This window comes from Mesorhizobium sp. C416B (assembly GCF_030323165.1).
In the GTDB taxonomy this organism is placed as follows: domain Bacteria; phylum Pseudomonadota; class Alphaproteobacteria; order Rhizobiales; family Rhizobiaceae; genus Mesorhizobium.
In genome coordinates this window covers 3,974,578-3,992,614 of record NZ_CP100471.1, presented here as the reverse complement: position 1 = coordinate 3,992,614, position 18,037 = coordinate 3,974,578, and the positions used below count along the sequence as shown (strand labels likewise).

General features: G+C 63.4%; 17 protein-coding genes. 8 read left to right on the top strand and 9 right to left on the bottom strand.

The features are described from left to right. Position 1: 1 nt before the first annotated feature. From odhB to mdh, 7 genes are all read right to left on the bottom strand, one after another. Entirely contained in the window at positions 2 to 1,294 is a 1,293-nt protein-coding gene (gene odhB / locus NLY43_RS19485; RefSeq protein ID WP_023710224.1) for a 2-oxoglutarate dehydrogenase complex dihydrolipoyllysine-residue succinyltransferase, read from the bottom strand. A 47-nt stretch (positions 1,295 to 1,341) separates the two neighbouring features. After that, on the bottom strand, positions 1,342 to 4,329 hold the full coding sequence (locus NLY43_RS19480) for a 2-oxoglutarate dehydrogenase E1 component (RefSeq protein WP_023710225.1): 2,988 nt from the start codon (positions 4,327 to 4,329) through the stop codon (positions 1,342 to 1,344). Positions 4,330 to 4,461: 132 nt separating this feature from the next. After that, entirely contained in the window at positions 4,462 to 5,364 is a 903-nt protein-coding gene (sucD, locus tag NLY43_RS19475; protein ID WP_023710226.1) for a succinate--CoA ligase subunit alpha, read from the bottom strand. Between the two features lie 12 nt (positions 5,365 to 5,376). Beyond that, on the bottom strand, positions 5,377 to 5,865 hold the full coding sequence (locus tag NLY43_RS19470; RefSeq protein ID WP_023710227.1) for a DUF1579 family protein: 489 nt from the start codon (positions 5,863 to 5,865) through the stop codon (positions 5,377 to 5,379). A gap of 2 nt (positions 5,866 to 5,867) precedes the next feature. Further along, positions 5,868 to 6,239: a cupin domain-containing protein gene (locus NLY43_RS19465; RefSeq protein ID WP_023710228.1), complete on the bottom strand. Its 372-nt coding sequence runs from the start codon at positions 6,237 to 6,239 to the stop codon at positions 5,868 to 5,870. Positions 6,240 to 6,245: 6 nt separating this feature from the next. Continuing rightward, positions 6,246 to 7,439: an ADP-forming succinate--CoA ligase subunit beta gene (gene sucC / locus NLY43_RS19460; protein ID WP_023710229.1), complete on the bottom strand. Its 1,194-nt coding sequence runs from the start codon at positions 7,437 to 7,439 to the stop codon at positions 6,246 to 6,248. Positions 7,440 to 7,472: 33 nt separating this feature from the next. Further along, positions 7,473 to 8,441 carry a malate dehydrogenase gene (gene mdh / locus NLY43_RS19455; protein WP_023710230.1) on the bottom strand — a complete coding sequence of 323 codons (969 nt, stop codon included), beginning with the start codon at positions 8,439 to 8,441 and terminating at the stop codon, positions 7,473 to 7,475. Positions 8,442 to 8,675: 234 nt separating this feature from the next. Here mdh and NLY43_RS19450 point away from each other — a divergent pair, with 234 nt between their 5' ends. Beyond that, positions 8,676 to 9,107, top strand: a complete 432-nt coding sequence (locus NLY43_RS19450; protein ID WP_023710231.1) for a GNAT family N-acetyltransferase — start codon at positions 8,676 to 8,678, stop codon at positions 9,105 to 9,107. A gap of 208 nt (positions 9,108 to 9,315) precedes the next feature. Here the strand turns inward: NLY43_RS19450 and zapE are convergent, their stop codons facing one another. Beyond that, positions 9,316 to 10,500, bottom strand: a complete 1,185-nt coding sequence (zapE, locus tag NLY43_RS19445) for a cell division protein ZapE (protein WP_023713412.1) — start codon at positions 10,498 to 10,500, stop codon at positions 9,316 to 9,318. Between the two features lie 30 nt (positions 10,501 to 10,530). Continuing rightward, the gene (locus NLY43_RS19440) at positions 10,531 to 11,070 is read right to left on the bottom strand and encodes a protease inhibitor Inh/omp19 family protein (RefSeq protein WP_023710232.1); all 540 of its coding nucleotides are present in this window, start codon (positions 11,068 to 11,070) and stop codon (positions 10,531 to 10,533) included. A gap of 435 nt (positions 11,071 to 11,505) precedes the next feature. Between NLY43_RS19440 and NLY43_RS19435 the strand changes: the two genes are divergently transcribed. The 7 genes from NLY43_RS19435 (at position 11,506) to NLY43_RS19405 (ending at position 18,014) form a co-directional block, all read left to right on the top strand. Then, complete coding sequence (locus tag NLY43_RS19435) at positions 11,506 to 12,072, top strand: hypothetical protein (RefSeq protein ID WP_023710233.1); 567 nt, start codon at positions 11,506 to 11,508, stop codon at positions 12,070 to 12,072. A 94-nt stretch (positions 12,073 to 12,166) separates the two neighbouring features. Then, complete coding sequence (locus tag NLY43_RS19430) at positions 12,167 to 12,328, top strand: DUF1328 family protein (protein ID WP_023671746.1); 162 nt, start codon at positions 12,167 to 12,169, stop codon at positions 12,326 to 12,328. 73 nt (positions 12,329 to 12,401) lie between these two features. Further along, the gene (gene dapF, locus NLY43_RS19425; RefSeq protein WP_023671745.1) at positions 12,402 to 13,286 is read left to right on the top strand and encodes a diaminopimelate epimerase; all 885 of its coding nucleotides are present in this window, start codon (positions 12,402 to 12,404) and stop codon (positions 13,284 to 13,286) included. Continuing rightward, complete coding sequence (gene mtaB / locus NLY43_RS19420) at positions 13,286 to 14,605, top strand: tRNA (N(6)-L-threonylcarbamoyladenosine(37)-C(2))-methylthiotransferase MtaB (RefSeq protein WP_031198989.1); 1,320 nt, start codon at positions 13,286 to 13,288, stop codon at positions 14,603 to 14,605. The genes dapF and mtaB overlap by 1 nt, the downstream gene beginning before the upstream one ends. Positions 14,606 to 14,617: 12 nt before the next feature. After that, complete coding sequence (gene ftsY / locus NLY43_RS19415; protein WP_023713413.1) at positions 14,618 to 16,600, top strand: signal recognition particle-docking protein FtsY; 1,983 nt, start codon at positions 14,618 to 14,620, stop codon at positions 16,598 to 16,600. A gap of 61 nt (positions 16,601 to 16,661) precedes the next feature. Next, a complete protein-coding gene (locus NLY43_RS19410; RefSeq protein ID WP_023710236.1) occupies positions 16,662 to 17,333 on the top strand; it encodes a septation protein A in 672 nt (223 codons plus the stop codon). 60 nt (positions 17,334 to 17,393) lie between these two features. Continuing rightward, positions 17,394 to 18,014 (top strand): pyridoxamine 5'-phosphate oxidase family protein, encoded by a 621-nt coding sequence (locus NLY43_RS19405; RefSeq protein ID WP_023706747.1) that lies wholly within the window; start codon positions 17,394 to 17,396, stop codon positions 18,012 to 18,014. Positions 18,015 to 18,037 lie beyond the last annotated feature (23 nt).

The following is an 18,037-nucleotide window of genomic DNA, read 5'->3' as shown; positions in this document are numbered from 1 at the left end:
ATCACAGATCGAGCACCAGCCGTTCCGGATCTTCCAGGCTGTCCTTGACGCGGACCAGGAAGGTCACCGCTTCCTTGCCGTCGACGATGCGGTGGTCGTAGCTCAGCGCCAGGTACATCATAGGCCGGATCACGATCTGGCCGCCGACCACGACGGGCCGGTCCTGGATCTTGTGCATGCCCAGAATGCCCGACTGCGGCGCGTTGAGGATCGGCGTCGACATCAGCGAGCCGTAAACGCCGCCGTTGGAGATCGTGAACGTGCCGCCTTGCATATCGGCGACCGAGAGCTTGCCGTCACGCGCGGCGATGCCCAGCCGGCCGATATCCTTCTCTATTTCGGCAATCGACATCTGATCGGCGTCGCGCACCACCGGCACGACGAGGCCCTTTTCGGTGCCGACGGCGACGCCGATATGGGCATAGTTCTTGAAGATGATGTCGGTGCCGTCGATCTCGGCATTGACCGAGGGGATCTCCTTCAAGGCGTGGGTGACGGCCTTGGTGAAGAAGCCCATGAAGCCGAGCTTCACGCCGTGCTTCTTCTCGAAGATGTCCTTGTACTTGGTCCTGAGCGCCATCACCGCCGACATGTCGACCTCGTTGAAGGTGGTCAGCATGGCGGCGGTCGACTGCGCTTCCTTCAGCCGGCGCGCAATGGTCTGGCGCAGCTTGGTCATGCGCACGCGCTCCTCGCGCGACGCATCGTCGCCCGAGGACGGCGCACGCACGGCGACCGGAGCCGGTGCGGCCTTCGGAATTTCGGCCGGCTGCGACGGCGCGCCCTTGGAAATCGCGTCGAGCACATCGCCCTTCAGCACCTGGCCGCGCTTTCCCGAGCCAGAAACCTGGTCGACCGACAGATTGTTCTCGGCGATCAGCTTTGCGGCAGCTGGCGCCGGCGGCATGGCGCGCGGCTCGACCGGCCCGGCATCGCCGGCAATCTTGGCGGTCTCGGCCGCAGCCTGCTTGGTCGTATGTGCCGCGTCGGGGCTCGACGCCTGCGACACAGCTTGCGGCTTGGTCTCCTGCTTGGACGCCGGGGCGGCGGCAGCGCCTCCAGCCGAGATCGAACCGAGCAGCGCACCGACGCCGACGGTCTCGCCTTCCTTGGCGGTGATCTCGCCCAGCGTGCCGGCGGCGGCGGCAGGCACTTCCACCGTCACCTTGTCGGTTTCGAGCTCGACCAGCGGCTCGTCGACGGCAATGGCATCGCCGACCTTCTTGAACCACTTGCCGATGGTCGCCTCGGTGACGGATTCGCCGAGAGTGGGAACGCGGATTTCGGTAGCCATTGTGCCTGTCCGTTTCTTCTCTGTCTGTTCTATTCGCCGGGTTTGTTCTATTCGCCGAGCGCGTCTTCGAGCAGGGCGGCGAGCTGCGCCAAATGCTTCGACATCAGACCGGTCGCCGGCGATGCCGCCGCCGGCCTGCCGGTGTAGCGCACCCGCTGATGCTTGGCGTCGATATGCGCCAGCACCCATTCCAGATAAGGGTCGATGAACGACCATGCGCCCATGTTCTTGGGTTCTTCCTGGCACCACACCATCTCCGCATTGCGGAAACGCGACAGTTCGGTGATCAGCGCCTTGGCCGGGAAGGGGTAGAGCTGTTCGACGCGCAGCAGGTAGATGTCGTTGATGCCGCGCTTCTCGCGCTCCTCGTAGAGGTCATAATAGACCTTGCCCGAGCACAGCACGACGCGGCGGATCTTGGAATCCTTGGTGAGCTTGATCGCCTGGTTCTGCAGCAGCTGGGCATCGTCCCACAAAAGCCGGTGGAATGAGCTTTCGCCCGAAATCTCCGGCATCGTCGATACCGCCCGCTTGTGGCGCAGCAGCGACTTCGGCGTCATCAGGATCAGCGGCTTGCGGAAGTCGCGCTTCAACTGCCGGCGCAATATGTGGAAGTAGTTCGCCGGCGTGGTGCAGTTGGCGACTTGCATATTGTCTTCGGCGCAAAGCTGCAGATAGCGCTCGAGCCGGGCCGAAGAATGCTCTGGACCCTGGCCTTCATAGCCATGCGGCAGCAGGCAGACCAGGCCTGACATTCTGAGCCACTTGCGCTCGCCCGACGAGATGAACTGGTCGAACACCACCTGGGCGCCGTTGGCGAAATCGCCGAACTGCGCTTCCCAGAGCGTCAGCGCCTTCGGCTCGGCCAGGCTGTAGCCATATTCGAAGCCAAGCACCGCCTCTTCCGACAGCATCGAGTTGATGACTTCGTAGCCGGCCTGCGCCGCCGACAGATTGTTGAGCGGGATGTAGCGGGTCTCGTCGCGCTGGTCGTAGAGCACGGAATGGCGCTGCGAGAAGGTGCCGCGTTCGGAATCCTGGCCGGAGAGCCGGATCGGATTGCCGTCGAGCAGGATGGCGCCGAAGGCCAGCGCCTCGGCCGTCGACCAGTCGATGCCTTCGCCGGAGTCGATCGCCTGGCGGCGGTTTTCGAGGAAGCGGATGATGGTCTTGTGCGCCTCGAAACCCTTCGGCACCTCGGTCAGTTTCTTGCCGATGTCCTTCAGCACCTTGACCGGCACGGCGGTCTTGCCGCGGCGCTGTTCGTCCTGGTTGTCGGCGGTGCGCAAACCAGACCAGGCGCCGTCCAGCCAGTCGGCCTTGTTGGGCTTGTAGTGCTGGCCGACTTCCCATTCGGACTCCAGATGGGCGCGCCAGTCGGCCTTCATCTTGTCGAGTTCGGCCTGGCTGATATGGCCCTCGGCGATCAGCCGCTCGCCATAGATCTGCACCGTCGTCTTGTGGTTGCGGATGTTGGCGTACATGATCGGCTGGGTGAAAGCCGGCTCGTCACCCTCATTGTGGCCGAAGCGGCGATAGCAGAACATGTCCACCACCACCGGCTTGTGGAACTTCATGCGAAATTCGATCGCCACCTTGGTGGCATGCACCACCGCTTCCGGGTCGTCGCCATTGACGTGGAAGATCGGCGCCTCGATCATCTTGGCGACGTCGGACGGATAGGGCGACGAGCGCGAGAAGCGCGGATTGGTGGTGAAGCCGATCTGGTTGTTGATGATGAAATGCAGCGTGCCGGCGACGCGGTGGCCGCGCAGGCCCGACAGGCCGAGGATTTCCGCGATCACGCCCTGGCCGGCAAAGGCGGCGTCGCCATGCAGAAGCAGCGGCAGCACCTTGGCGCGCTCTTCCAGCGGCACGATCTCCTCGCGGCTGCGGCCGAACAGATAGTCCTGCTTGGCGCGCGCCTTGCCCATCACAACCGGATCGACGATTTCCAGATGCGAGGGATTGGCGGTCAGCGACAGATGCACCTTGTTGCCGTCGAATTCGCGGTCCGACGAGGCGCCGAGATGGTACTTGACGTCGCCCGAGCCCTCGACCTCGTCAGGAGCGGCCGAGCCGCCCTTGAATTCGTGGAAGATGGCGCGGTGCGGCTTGGCCATCACCTGGGACAGCACGTTCAGCCGGCCGCGATGCGCCATGCCGAGCACGATCTCCTTCATGCCGAGCTGGCCGCCGCGCTTGATGATCTGCTCCAGCGCCGGGATCAGGCCTTCGCTACCATCGAGGCCGAAGCGCTTGGTGCCCTTGTACTTGACATCGATGAACTGCTCGAAGCCTTCGGCCTCGACCAGCTTCTGCAGGATCGCTTTTTTTCCCGTAGCGGTGAAGGAAATCTCCTTGTCGGCGCCCTCGATGCGCGCCTGGATCCAGGCCTTCTCCTCGGGATCGGAAATGTGCATGAACTCGACACCGAGCGTCGAGCAATAGGTGCGGGTCAGAATTTCCAGCATCTGCCGGATGGTGCCGAATTCGAGGCCGAGCACATTGTCGAGGAAGATCGGCCGGTCGTAGTCGGCTGCGGTGAAACCGTAATTCTCCGGCGACAGCTCGTTATAGTCCTCAAGCGGCTTGGCGATGCCGAGCGGGTCGAGATTGGCATGCAGATGGCCGCGCATGCGGAAGGCGCGGATCATCATGATGGCGCGCACCGAATCGCGCGTCGCCTGATGCACGTCAGCATCCGACAGCACGACGCCATTGGTGACCGCCTTGTCCTTGACCTTCTTTTCCAGATGCTTCTCGACGATGCCCCAATTGCCGTCCAGCGCCGACACCAGTTCGCCATTGGCCTGCAGCGGCCAGGAGGGCTTTGCCCAGGAAGCGCCCTTGGCGTTCTTGCGCACATCGCCGGCGTCGTCCTTCAGCCCGGCGAAGAAGTCCTGCCATTCGGGGTTTACTGACTCTGGATCATCCTCATAGGAGGCATACAACGCGTCGATATAGTCGGCATTGCCGCCATACAGGAAAGAGGTGAGCGAAAATTGGTCGTTGGCCTGATCTTGTCTTGCCATTTTTGTCTGCGGAGCCTGGCTCCGTCTCCTTTTCAAAAGCGAATAGTGAATAGCGAATAGCGAGTAGGGATTTTTTCCGGATCGCGCCGTTACTCTCTTTTCCCTATTCGCTATTCACTACTCGCTACTCACTTAGCCTTTGATCGCCTCGACCAGGGTCGTGCCCAGACGCGCCGGCGATGGCGATACCTTGATGCCGGCCGATTCCATCGCCGCGATCTTGTCTTCCGCGCCGCCCTTGCCGCCGGAGATGACCGCGCCCGCATGGCCCATGGTGCGACCGGCCGGCGCAGTGCGCCCGGCGATGAAGCCCGCCATCGGTTTCCTGCGGCCGCGCTTGGCCTCGTCCTTGAGGAACTGCGCGGCGTCTTCCTCGGCCGAACCGCCGATCTCGCCGATCATGATGATCGACTTGGTCTCGTCGTCGGCAAGGAACATTTCGAGCATGTCGATGAACTCGATGCCTTTTACGGGGTCGCCGCCGATACCGACGGCGGTGGTCTGGCCGAGGCCGACATTGGTGGTCTGGAACACTGCCTCATAGGTAAGCGTTCCCGAGCGCGAAACAACGCCGACCGAGCCCTTGCGGAAGATGTTGCCGGGCATGATACCGATCTTGCATTCGTCGGGGGTGAGCACGCCGGGGCAGTTCGGGCCGATCAGCCGCGAGGTCGAGCGGTCGAGCCGCGCCTTGACCCTGACCATGTCCATCACCGGAATGCCTTCGGTGATGCAGACGATCAGCGGGATCTCGGCTTCGATGGCTTCGAGGATGGCTTCGGCGGCGCCCGCCGGCGGCACATAGACAACCGAGGCATTGGCGCCGGTCTTTTCCTTGCCCTCGGCAACGGAAGCGAAGATCGGCAGGTTTTCGCCCTTGGCGCCGGTCCAGGTCTCGCCACCCTTCTTGGGATGGATGCCGCCGACCATCTTGGTGCCGTGATAGGCCAAGGCCTGCTCGGTGTGGAACGTGCCGGTCTTGCCGGTCAGGCCCTGAACCAGCACCTTGGTGTTCTTGTCGATGAGAATGGACATCGGAGCCCTTTTCTAAAAGCCGTTGATCGGGGAAGGCGAGACGCGCCGGTAGACGCCGCTCACCATGTCTTGCCAGCTGTCGCTGCCGGCAGGTTTGAAATGCAGTCGCATCCGGTAGGCATCGGCATTGTCGAAAATATACGTCACGCGCGCTGAGCCACGCGGCGACGACCGCTCCAGAACCAGCTCATCGCCGTTCCACGTTCCTGTGGCCGGCGAGGCCGGCACAAAACCCATGGAGTCGAACTGGTGCATGGTGAAGAGCCTGTTTGGCTGATCGAAGCCGAACACGCTGTGCGAGCCGAACGAGACCGTGCCGTCGCGACGCTGGCGATAGCGCTGGACCACGAACAGTCCGCCGAACTGTGCCTCTGCCAGCACGTCCGACGTCGCCGGTCCGCCATCGGCCCACTGCGTTTCCGCCACCTCTTCCTCGCCGCGCCACGCGCCGACCAGCGCCTGCAGGCGCTGGTGATCGGCCGAGAGCGAGAAGGCGTTCATGATCAGAGCCGCTTCAGGTCGGAGACGGTGAGGTCGCTCTTGGCGTTGCCGGTGTTGAGCGTCGTTGCCGGTTCGAACATCAGCACCACCGGCTCGGCGGTCAGCGACCGCGGCCGGTGCTCGACGCCGCGCGGCACGACGATGAAATCGCCCTCGCCGAGCTCGACCGGACCGTCGCGGAAATCGATGGCGATGCGCCCGCGCAGGACGAGGAAGGCTTCGTCCTCATGCTCATGCGCATGCCAGTCGAAGGTCTCGCCGAGCTTGGCAACCTTCGCCTGGCTGTCATTGACGTCGCCGGCAATATGCGGATCGAAGACCTTGCTGATCTTCGCATCCGCCGCCTCGACGAGGTTTATCTTGCGCGGAGGCATTCGCCTTCAGCCCTTCACCGCCGCCACGATCTTCTTGGCTGCGTCGTCGAGATCGTCCGCCGACACGACGTTCAGACCGCTGTCGTTGATGATCTTCTTGCCGAGCTCGGCATTGGTACCTTCAAGGCGCACCACCAGCGGCACTTGCAGGCCGACTTCCTTGACCGCGGCAATGACGCCCTCGGCAATGATGTCGCACTTCATGATGCCGCCGAAGATGTTGATCAAGATGCCTTTGACCGCCGGATCCCGAGTGATGATCTTGAACGCCGCCGTCACCTTCTCCTTCGACGCGCCGCCGCCGACATCGAGGAAGTTGGCGGGCTCGGCGCCGTAGAGCTTGATGATGTCCATCGTCGCCATCGCGAGGCCGGCGCCATTGACCATGCAGCCGATATTGCCGTCGAGCGCGACATAGGCGAGGTCGTATTTCGACGCCTCGATCTCCTTCTCGTCCTCTTCGGTGGTGTCGCGCAATTCCATCAGTTCGGGGTGGCGAAACAGCGCGTTGTTGTCGAACGACACCTTGGCGTCCAGCACGCGCAGGCGGCCGTTTTTCATCACGATCAGCGGGTTGACCTCGAGCAGGCTCATGTCCTTCTCGACAAAGGCCTTGTAGAGGATCGGGAACAGCGTGCCGGCATCCTTGGCGGCATCGCCGGTGAGGCCCAGCGCTTCCACCAATATGTCGACGTCGGTGGTCGTCACGCCGGCCAGCGGATCGATGGCGCGGGTGATGATCTTTTCCGGCGTGTCGTGGGCGACGCCTTCAATGTCCATGCCGCCCTCGGTCGAGACGACGAAAGCGATGCGGCCGACCGAGCGGTCGACCAGGATCGACAGATAAAGCTCGCGATCGATGTCGGCGCCGTCCTCGATATAAAGGCGGTTGACCTGCTTGCCGGCCGGGCCGGTCTGCTTGGTGACCAGCGTGTGGCCGAGCATCTCATTGGCGTTGGCGACGACATCGGCGACAGACTTCGCCAGCCGCACGCCCCCCTTGGCGTCGGGCGACAGTTCCTTGAACTTGCCCTTGCCGCGGCCGCCGGCATGGATCTGGCTCTTCACCACATAGAGCGGACCGGGCAGCGCTTGTGCCGCGGCTTCCGCTTCGCTTGCCTTGAACACCGGCACGCCTTCGGCCACCGGCGCGCCAAAGCTCTTCAGCAGCGCCTTGCCCTGATATTCATGGATGTTCATCTGGATGGTCTCCGGATCGGCTGCTTGGGGGGATCACTTCGAGGCGAGGTGCGGGGCGATCTTGACGCAGGCCCCGGTCAGGCCCTGCACCGTCGCCACCGAGGCGTCGAACATCTTCTGCTCGGCCTTGTTGAGGTCGATCTCGATGATGCGCTCGACGCCGCCGGCGCCGATGACCACGGGAACGCCGACATAGGTGCCCTTGACGCCATACTGGCCCGAGAGATGCGCAGCACAAGGCAGCACGCGCTTCTTGTCCTTGAGATAGGATTCGGCCATCGAAATTGCGGAAGCCGCCGGCGCGTAGAAGGCCGAGCCGGTCTTGAGCAGACCGACGATCTCGGCGCCGCCGTCGCGGGTGCGCTGGACGATCTGGTCGAGCTTTTCCTTCGAGGTCCAGCCCATCTTGATGAGATCGGGCAACGGAATGCCTGACACGGTCGAGTAGCGGATCATCGGCACCATGGAATCGCCGTGGCCGCCGAGCACGAAGGCGGTAACGTCCTCGACCGAGACCTTGAATTCCTCGGCTAGGAAATAGCGGAAGCGCGCGCTGTCGAGCACGCCGGCCATGCCGACGACATGGGTCTTGGGCAGGCCGGAAAACTTCTGCAGCGCCCAGACCATGGCGTCGAGCGGGTTGGTGATGCAGATGACGAAGGCCTTGGGTGCATACTTCTTCAGCCCGGCGCCGACCTGTTCCATGACCTTGAGGTTGATGCCCAGCAGATCGTCGCGGCTCATGCCTGGCTTGCGCGGCACGCCCGCGGTGACGATGCAAACGTCGGCGCCCTCGATGCCGGCATAATCATTGACGCCGGTCAGCCGGGAATCAAAACCGTCGACAGGCGACGACTGCGCGATATCGAGCCCCTTGCCTTGCGGAATGCCCTCGGCAATATCGAACAGCACCACGTCGCCGAGGTCCTTGAGGCCGATCATGTGAGCGAGCGTGCCGCCGATCATGCCGGAGCCGATGAGCGCTATCTTGTTGCGTGCCATGTGAGGAAATTTTCCCTTTGTCTGTGACGACGCCCAAAATCCCTGGCGATCTGTTGACGGCGTCGAGGAAGAGGCCGGAATGCTATGGTCTCAGCTAGATTTCGCCGCATCCAGTAGCCCCGGTGGAAAATATATTCAATCGATTATTTTCGAGTGAATGATTTCAATCGGTTAGAAACATTGGGACTTACGTAAACGTCAAAGTTTGTAGGCCAGCTTGGGAGATTTTACACAATGAGCGTGGAAATCAGAAGACTATATCCAGGCGATGACGCCCTTGTGAAGCGCATCGCCGAGGACGTGTTCGACGAGCCGGTCCGGGCAGACAGGCTTGCTGCCTACCTCGCCTCATCATCAGGTCATCTCATGATCGTGGCACTGGCCGATGGCGTCGTCGTCGGCCAGTGTGCTGCCGTCATCCACCGCCACCTGGACAAGGTCAGCGAACTCTACATCGACGAGGTCGGCGTCTCACCCGCCTACCAGCGCCATGGCATCGCGCGAAAGATGCTCGACGCCATGTTCGCGCTCGGCCGCGAGCAGGGATGCGGCGAAGCCTGGGTCGGCACCGAACCGGACAATGTTCCAGCGCGCGCGCTTTATGAATCGCGCAAGGAGGTGCATGGGCCGGCGGAGTCGTTTGTGATGTATGTGTACGAGCTCTAGGCGTCGGCGGGACAGCGCCCGCCTCTGCCTTGCCAGGCATCTCCCCCACGAGGGGGGAGATCGGACGTCACGCGACCTTTCGCCAATCTCCAATGGCCGCAGGAATGAGCGGAGCGCCGAAACCGCCAATCTCCCCCCGTGTGGGGGAGATGTCCGGCAGGACAGAGGGGGGCGCGAAGGATCACTACATAATGACCTCTTCGAACCCTCAGACCTGCACTTCCGCCTTCGCCTTTTGCCGTTCCGCCCAGTCCTCCAGCCAATCCCGGCTCTGCATTTCGATCAGCCGCGAGGCCGTGCGCTCGAATTCGAACACCTCGTTGCCGCGCCTGGCCGTATAGAGCTCAGGGGGCGAGGCATCGGCGCTTACCACCAGCCGCGTGTGATGATCGTAGAGCGTGTCTATCAGGAGGATGAAGCGCTTGGCCTCGTTGCGCTTGCCTTCGCCCAGCACCGGCACGTGATCGATGAAGACGGTCGAGAAGCGGCCGGCAATCGCCAGGAAATCGCGCGCGCCGAGCGGCTTTTCGCAGAGATCGGCGAAGGAAAACCGCGCCGCATTGCCGGAAGCAGCCGGTATTCTCACCTGCCGCCCCTTGAGCGTCAGCGCGGTCTCGGCCGTTGCCGCCCCGTGCGTCATCGCCTGCCAGGCTTCGTCGAGCATACGATCGGCTTCGGCATCCCCCGGCGTGACATAGACAGGCGTGCGGGCGAGCTTTTCCAGCCGGTAGTCCTTGTCGGCATCGAGCGTCAGCACATGGGCGTGGCGCTCGAGAATGCTGATGAAGGGCAGGAAGAGTTGGCGGTTCAGCCCGTCGCGATAAAGGTCTTGCGGCGCGACATTCGAGGTGGCGACCAGAACCACGCCATTGGCGAACAGCGCCGAAAACAGCCGCGACAGGACCATCGCATCGGCAATGTCGGTGACCGAAAACTCATCGAAGCACAGCACCCAGGCCTGTTCGGCAAGCTGAAGCGCGACCGGCGGGATCGGGTCGTCCTCCTTGACGTCGCCGTTCTTGCGCGCCTGCCGGTGCTTCTGGATGCGGTCCTGCACATCGGCCATGAAGTCGTTGAAATGAACGCGGCGCTTGGGCCTGACCGGCAACAGCTCGAAGAACATATCCATCAGCATGGTCTTGCCGCGACCGACGCCGCCATGAATGTAGAGGCCCTTGACGACCTCGCGCGTCTCGCGCTTGCGGGCAAACAGCCAGCCGAGCGCGCTCGACTTGTGCGCCAGCCGCTTGACCGAGATCTCGTCGGTCAGCCGGTCGAGCGCGGCGGCGATGCGCTCCTGCGCCGCATCGCGCTCGATGGCGCCGGTTGCGACCAGATGGTCGTAGCGCTGCCTGACGGTCGCATGGGTCTGGAGGCCGTCACGCAGATGCATCGGTCACGTCGCTGTCTAGGGATAGGCAGCCTATCTTGTAAGCGATATCGGCAAGCCGTTGGTAGTCTGGCCGTCGAATTTCGAACCGCCCGAGGAATAGAGCCGCGCCAGCGTGCCGCCATTCTCGTCATAGAGCGTCAGCTGCTTGCCGGCGACGTTCCACGATTTGATGCCGTCGATGGGCGGCGGGCAATGCAGCGGCCCGGCGCGGAAGCCGGCGCCGAATTTGGTCTGCGGCGTCGCCACCTTGCAGCTCTGTCCGGACACGCTGGCGTTCCAAACGCCGGCAACGCTCGCAGCGGTAAGGTCGGAGGCTCCGGCCGGCGCCGATCCGTCCGGCGGCAGCGAGGCGACCTGCGCGCCTGCCGGCGCGGTCGGGAATTGCGATGGGTCGGTGGTGCCCGGCGCTGCCGGGGGCGGCAGTTGGCTTCCGCTCACCGTGCCGGCGGGCGCGGGCTGCAGCGGGGCGGGCTGCTGGTCATCCATCGATGAAAAACGCGAGGTCGAACAGCCGCTCGCAACGAGCGCTGCCAGCGATACGGCTATCAGCCCGCTTCTCGAAAAAATCATTCCAACCTCCGTCGGATCCGGCTGGGGGGAAGCCGTCCGCACAATCTCACCCCTCACCAAGATGGAGAAGGTGGCGAAATTTCAACCCGATATGGTTAAAATAGGGTTTGCACCACGAATTGTTGTAAATTTGTCGCAAAATGGCTGGCGGACAAAAGGCATGTCTTCGCTCTAGCGCGGTTCCAACCGGTACATTGGTTGCGAAAGCGGCACCGGAGCCCGCAGCAGGTCGGCGCATCGGCGGTCGAGCGCAACTGCCGGCGCAAAACTGACTGAAGCGCTTGAGGCGCAAGGCCTGGCGCGTGAGCGGTTTCGCGCCTTCCGTCCGGGCGAGCTTTGGGACGTTCTCCGAGATCGAGCGCGGCTGAAGTCTGCATTTGGCCGTTTACGGCACTGCCGTTTTAGCCGATGGTCTATCGCAACAGGGGGGAACAGATGAAATCAATCTTGGCAGTTTTGATCGCGCTGGTAATTTCGACGCCGGCCGCTTTCGCGGGCGAAATCTCCGATCGCGCCGCTGAAGCCGAAAAGGCACTGCAGGCGGGTGATGGCGCCGGCGCGCTGGACAAATTCCGCAGCGCCGAGGACGCTCTGTGGCAAGCGATGCCGCTTGGCGTGCAAAATGTGAAGCATATCCTGTCGGCCAGCGGGTTCGGCGCCTACGCCGAGCGCCCGAACCATGTCTACAAGCCGGGCGAAGAGATTGTGCTTTATATGGAGCCGGTCGGTTACGGCTACGGCTCGGATGGGCTCGGCAACAACCAGATCGCGCTTTACGTTGACCTTACCGTGCTTTCCCAGTCGGGCGAGAAGCTGGGAACCGTCGAAAAGCTTGGTCGGGTCCAGCTCGCCTCGCGCTCGCATAACCGAGAGATGTTCTTCAAATTAAACGTCTCCCTGGATGGCGTTCCCCCCGGCAAATACCGCGCGGATTTCCTCATGCACGACGAGAACTCGCCAAAGACGGCGCCTTTCACGACCGACTTCGAGATTGCCGAATAGCGCGCCCAGTCGGAGAGAGCCTCGCGGCAAGAGGGAACCAGAGCGCGGCAGATGCGTTCTTAGGCCGCTGCAGTCAATTTGCGAGGCATTGTCCATGATCAAATGGATCATCATTCTTCTGATCGTTGCTGCCGCCGCCAGCCTGCTCGGCATGCCGGCGCTGGCCGGTGCCGCCGCCACCGGCGCGCGCCTGCTGATCGGCATCGTTCTCGTCATCTTCCTGCTGATCGTACTCGGCGTTTTCGCGGTAACCTAGACGCAGCCCACACTGGTAATTCCCGCCCGTTTCCGCCATATAGCGGCGAAACGTACAGGAATTACCTCAGATCATGGCAGGCACTGCCCCCTTCGCCAAGATGAACGGCATCGGCAACGAAATCATCGTCGCCGACATGCGTGGCCGTGCCGATAGGGTCACGGCGGCGTCGGCTGTCGCGCTGAACGCCGATGCGGCGACCAGGTTCGACCAGATCATGGCGATCCACGATTCGCGCACGCCGGGCACCGCCTTTTACATCGACATCTTGAATTCCGACGGCTCGGGCGCGCAGGCCTGCGGCAACGGCATGCGCTGTGTCGTCCAGGCGCTGGCCGCCGAAACCGGCCAGAAGACTTTCACCTTCGAGACCCGCGCCGGCATCCTCAACGCCGTCGAACATGCCGACGGCACCATCTCGGTCGACATGGGCACGCCGCGCTTCGGCTGGCAGGATATCCCGCTGGCTGAGGAATTCCGCGACACCCGCATGATCGAGTTGCAGATCGGCCCCATCGACGCGCCGGTGCTCCATTCGCCTTCGGCTCTCTCGATGGGCAACCCGCACGCCATCTTCTGGGTCGAAAACGATGTCTGGTCCTACGAACTCGAGCGTTTCGGCCCGCTGCTCGAAAACCATCCGATCTTCCCCGAGCGCGCCAACATCACTATCGCCCAGGTAACGTCGCCGGAGACGATGATCATCCGCACCTGGGAGCGCGGCGCCGGCCTGACCAAGGCTTGCGGCTCGGCCGCTTGCGCTTCCGTCGTCGCCGCTGCCCGCACCCGGCGCACCGGCCGCAGCGTTACGCTGATGACGCCCGGCGGCGGCTCGCTGCATGTGGAATGGCGCGACGACGACCACGTCATCCTGACCGGCGCTGCCGAATGGGAGTTTTCCGGCAATTTCGATCCGTCGACCGGCACCTGGGCCCGCGACACCGAAAGCGCGGCCTGATGTCTGCACTTGCCGATACCAAGGGCCCCAACTCCCAAGGCATAGACGTCGTCACCTTTGGCTGCCGTCTCAACACCTATGAATCCGAAGTGATGCGCCGCGAGGCCGAAAGCGCAGGTCTCGGCGCGCTCAAAGGCGGCGCCATTATCTTCAACACCTGCGCCGTCACCGCCGAAGCGGTGCGCCAGGCCAGGCAGTCGATCAGAAAGGCCCGCCGCGAAAATCCGGCGGCGCGCATCATCGTCACCGGCTGCGCCGCGCAAACCGAACCGCAGAATTTTGCCGCCATGGACGAGGTCGACCTCGTGCTTGGCAACGAAGAGAAGCTGAAGGCCAACTCCTACCGCGCGCTGCCGGATTTCGGCGTCAACGACAGCGAGAAGGCGCGCGTCAACGACATTTTCTCGGTGCGCGAGACCGCCGGCCACATGGTCGACGCCATTGAGGGCCGGGCACGTGCTTTCGTCCAGGTGCAGAACGGCTGCGACCATCGCTGCACCTTCTGCATCATCCCCTATGGCCGCGGCAACTCACGCTCGGTGCCGATGGGCGCCGTGGTCGAGCAGGTCAAGCGTCTGGCCGGCAACGGCTATGCCGAGATCGTGCTGACCGGCGTCGACATGACCAGCTTCGGCGCCGACCTGCCGGGCGCGCCGAAGCTGGGAAAGCTGGTGAAGACCATCCTGAAGCAGGTGCCTGATGTGAAGCGGCTGCGGCTGTCCTCAATCGATTCGATCGAGGCGGATGATGATCTGCTCGACGCCATCGCCACCGAACCCAGGCTGATGCCGCATCTGCATCTGTCGCTGCAGTCGGGCGACGACATGATCTTGAAGCGCATGAAGCGCAGGCATTTGCGTGACCAGTCGATCCGCTTCTGCGAGGATGTGCGCAAGCTGCGCCCCGAAATCGTCTTCGGCGCCGACATCATCGCCGGCTTCCCGACCGAGACCGAGGAAATGTTTCAGAATTCGATAAAGATCGTCGAGGAATGTGGGCTGACGCACCTGCATGTCTTCCCGTTTTCGCCGCGCGAAGGCACGCCCGCCGCGCGCATGCCGCAGGTCCGCCGCGAATTGGTCAAGCAGCGCGCGGCCCAGCTGCGCGCCGCTGGTGAGGCTGCGTATCGCCGCCATCTGTCGTCCCTCCCGGGAACGCGCCAAACGATCCTTATCGAGCGCGACGGCCTCGGCCGCACCGAAGGGTTCACGCTTGCCGCGCTCGGCACAGGCGCGCCGGGCGAGATCGTCGAGGCAGACATCACCGGCCATGATGGGGCGCGCCTGATAGCCTCGCCCCTCACTGCCTGCGCCGCCTGAGACGATTGAAGCATGGCCGGTTTTTTCAAGAACATATTTTCGTTCGGCAAGAAGGAAGTCGTCGAGGAGCGCATCGACGAAACCGCTCCCCTGCCGCCGATCAAATGGGATGCGCTTGAGGCGCTGAAGCCGGCGGCCGAGCAGGTCGTTCCGGAGTTCTTGAAGCGCGAGGAGCCCGAGCCGCCGACGCCCCACCCTCCCCTCGATGGGGAGGGTCGCCACGAAGTGGCGGGGAGGGGTGAGAGCGCCGACGCCGGCGCCACTCACCCCCACCCCCAAGCTTCGCTTGGGACCTCCCCCGTCGAGGGGGAGGTAAAGCCTGCGCCGCAGTCGGCGCCAGAAGAACCGAAGCCCGAACCCGCGCCGACCATCCCGCCCGCGCCGGAACCGGTCGTCCCATCCGAGCCGGAACCGTTGCCGGAGCCCGCGCCGGTAGAAGAACCGCAGCCTGAGCCGGAGATACCCGAGCCGCCTGCACCGGAAGAAGTTCCTGCGCCAGCCGTTCCGGAGCCGGCTCCCGAGCCGCAGCCCCAAGAAGTGCCGCCGGCGCCGGCCGAGCCGGAGATCGAACCATCGCGTCCGGAACCGCAGCTGGAGCCCGCTCCCGTCGAAGTGCCGACGCCTGCCGAGACTCCAGCAGAACCGGCCGCCCCGATCGAAGTGCCGCAACCGTCCGCGCCTCCCGCACAGCCTACCTCAGAGGTCAGCGCCGCCCCTCATCCGCCTGCCGGCACCTTCTCCCCGTATAGCCACGGGGAGAAGGACGAGGCGCCCCACCCTCCCCTCGGTGGGGAGGGTCGACGCGAAGCGGCGGGGTGGGGTGACAGCGCTGACGCCAGCGCAAATCACCCCCACCCCCAAGCTTCGCTTGGGACCTCCCCCATCAAGGGGGAGGTAAAGCGCACGTCGGTTGAAGCTGTACCCGCGCCGGTCGAAGCCAAGACCATCGTTGCCGAGCTAGCGCCCGCGCCGGCCCCGCAACCTTCGCCACAGTCAAAACCAGCTCCCGGCAAAGTCACCGTAACCAAAAAGGTCGAGCAGAAAGCCGAGCCGCAAAAGGCGCCCGAACCGGCGCCGCGACGCTCCTGGTTCCAGCGCATGCGCGACGGGCTTGCCCGCTCCTCGAAAGAACTCACCGGCAACATCGCCGGCGTCTTCACCAAGCGCAAGCTCGACGAGGAGACGCTGCAGGATCTGGAGGACGTGCTGATCCGTGCCGATCTGGGCATGGAAACAGCCTTGCGCGTCACCGATGCCCTCGCTGCCAGCCGCTACGGCAAGGATGTCTCCGACGCGGATGTCCGCACCATCATGGCGGCCGAGGTGGAGAAGGTGCTGGCCCATGTCGCCATGCCGCTGGAGCTCGACCTGTCGCACAAGCCGCATGTCATTCTGGTGGTCGGCGTCAACGGCACCGGCAAGACCACGACCATCGGCAAGCTCGCCGCCAAACTGACCGATGGTGGCCTGTCGGTGATGCTGGCCGCCGGCGACACGTTTCGCGCTGCAGCCATCGAGCAGCTGAAGATCTGGGGCGAGAGGACGAAGTCGCCGGTCATCGCCTCGAAGATAGGCGCGGATGCCGCCGGCCTCGCCTACGACGCTTTCGAACGCGCCAAGGAGGCCGGCTCCGACGTGCTGATCATCGACACCGCCGGCCGGCTGCAAAACAAGACCGAACTGATGGCGGAGCTGGAAAAGATCGTGCGCGTGCTGGGCAAGCTCGATCCGGAAGCGCCGCATACCGTGCTGCAGACGGTCGACGCCACCACCGGCCAGAATGCGCTCAATCAGGTCGAGATCTTCCGCAATGTCGCCGGCGTCAACGGCCTGGTGATGACCAAGCTGGACGGCACGGCGCGCGGCGGTATTCTGGTCGCGATCGCGGCAAAGCACAAACTGCCGGTCTACTTCATCGGCGTCGGCGAACAGGTCGACGACCTCGAACCATTCTCGGCCAGCGAATTCGCCAGGGCGATCGCGGGCGTAGCGTAAAAAGCACGATCCCGAAGAGCTGCTGGCTTTTTTGGACAAGATCATGCGTCAGAAGGAAGTCATGAACCCTCCCATCCTCGAACGCGACCCGTCCGACCCGCGAAAGAAGAAAGAAAGCGTCAATCCGCTGCTCAAGCTGGTGCTGGAACTCGGGCCGCTGATGGTGTTCTTCTTCGCCAATGCACGCGGCGCCTGGCTGGTGCAGAAATTTCCTGTCCTGGCCGAATTCGGCGGGCCGATCTTCGTCGCCACCGGCCTGTTCATGGCGGCGACGGCGGTCGCGCTGATCGCCTCCTGGCTGCTGCTGCGCACCTTGCCGATCATGCCGATGGTCTCGGGCGTCGTCGTCTTCATCTTCGGCGCGCTGACGCTCTATCTGCAGGACGACGTGTTCATCAAGATGAAGCCGACCATCGTCAACACCCTGTTCGGCGGCGTGCTGCTCGGCGGTCTGTATTTCGGCCGATCGCTGCTCGGCTATGTCTTCGATTCGGCCTTTCGCCTCGATGCCGAAGGCTGGCGCAAGCTGACTTTCCGCTGGGGCCTGTTCTTCCTGTTCCTGGCTCTTGCCAATGAAGTGGTGTGGCGGAATTTTTCCACCGACTTCTGGGTTACCTTCAAGGTCTGGGGCATCATGCCGATCACCCTGTTGTTCACCTTCAGCCAGATGCCGCTGATCCTGCACCATTCGATCGAGGATAAGGCCGAGAAGGTGGAAGAAGCCGGCAAGTAGAGCAATTCCAGGAAAAGTGTGAAGCCGTCCGGAATTGCGTCAGAATAAACGGAGACGGCCATGGAATTCGTCACCACGCGCGATGAACTGAGGACGATCTACAAGACGCCGCGGCCGACCGACACCTCGATGCGCAAGGAACTCAGGGCGCTCGACGGCCACTGCCGCTCTTTCATCGGCAAGAGCCCTTTCGTGCTGATCGGTTCTTCCGACGGCGCCGGCAATGCCGACGTGACGCCGAAAGGCGACAGACCGGGCTTTGCCCTTGTCCTCGACGACACGACCATCGCCATTCCCGACCGGCCCGGCAACAACCGGCTGGACACGCTGGAAAACATCCTGCTCAACCCTTCGGTCGGGCTGCTTTTTCTCATCCCCGGCATGAACGAGACGCTGCGCATCAATGGCGACGCCCGCATAACCGTCGATGCCGGTTTGCGCGAGCGCCTCACCGTCGACGGCAAGCAACCGCAAAGCGTCGTCGTGGTGAGCGTCAAGGCCGCTTACATGCACTGCGCCAAGGCCTTCATGCGCTCCGAATTGTGGAAGCCGGACAGCTGGCACGACCGCGCGACGTTGCCGACGCTCGGTCAGATCCTGTCCGATCAGATGGCGCATGCCGAAACTGCCGACGATTTCGACCGCTCGCTGGACGAGGCCTACAGCAAGACCCTGTGGTAAATTTCGCGTACGATTCGCCATTG

Coding starts and splice junctions, on each gene's coding strand:
- odhB (WP_023710224.1), bottom strand. CDS start 1,294: ATGGCTACCGAAATCCGCGTTCCCACTCTCGGCGAATCCGTCACCGAG.
- NLY43_RS19480 (WP_023710225.1), bottom strand. CDS start 4,329: ATGGCAAGACAAGATCAGGCCAACGACCAATTTTCGCTCACCTCTTTC.
- mdh (WP_023710230.1), bottom strand. CDS start 8,441: ATGGCACGCAACAAGATAGCGCTCATCGGCTCCGGCATGATCGGCGGC.
- NLY43_RS19405 (WP_023706747.1), top strand. CDS start 17,394: ATGGAATTCGTCACCACGCGCGATGAACTGAGGACGATCTACAAGACG.
- NLY43_RS19465 (WP_023710228.1), bottom strand. CDS start 6,239: ATGCCTCCGCGCAAGATAAACCTCGTCGAGGCGGCGGATGCGAAGATC.
- NLY43_RS19450 (WP_023710231.1), top strand. CDS start 8,676: ATGAGCGTGGAAATCAGAAGACTATATCCAGGCGATGACGCCCTTGTG.
- sucD (WP_023710226.1), bottom strand. CDS start 5,364: ATGTCCATTCTCATCGACAAGAACACCAAGGTGCTGGTTCAGGGCCTG.
- NLY43_RS19410 (WP_023710236.1), top strand. CDS start 16,662: ATGAACCCTCCCATCCTCGAACGCGACCCGTCCGACCCGCGAAAGAAG.
- zapE (WP_023713412.1), bottom strand. CDS start 10,500: ATGCATCTGCGTGACGGCCTCCAGACCCATGCGACCGTCAGGCAGCGC.
- sucC (WP_023710229.1), bottom strand. CDS start 7,439: ATGAACATCCATGAATATCAGGGCAAGGCGCTGCTGAAGAGCTTTGGC.
- NLY43_RS19440 (WP_023710232.1), bottom strand. CDS start 11,070: ATGATTTTTTCGAGAAGCGGGCTGATAGCCGTATCGCTGGCAGCGCTC.
- ftsY (WP_023713413.1), top strand. CDS start 14,618: ATGGCCGGTTTTTTCAAGAACATATTTTCGTTCGGCAAGAAGGAAGTC.
- NLY43_RS19435 (WP_023710233.1), top strand. CDS start 11,506: ATGAAATCAATCTTGGCAGTTTTGATCGCGCTGGTAATTTCGACGCCG.
- NLY43_RS19430 (WP_023671746.1), top strand. CDS start 12,167: ATGATCAAATGGATCATCATTCTTCTGATCGTTGCTGCCGCCGCCAGC.
- NLY43_RS19470 (WP_023710227.1), bottom strand. CDS start 5,865: ATGAACGCCTTCTCGCTCTCGGCCGATCACCAGCGCCTGCAGGCGCTG.
- dapF (WP_023671745.1), top strand. CDS start 12,402: ATGGCAGGCACTGCCCCCTTCGCCAAGATGAACGGCATCGGCAACGAA.
- mtaB (WP_031198989.1), top strand. CDS start 13,286: ATGTCTGCACTTGCCGATACCAAGGGCCCCAACTCCCAAGGCATAGAC.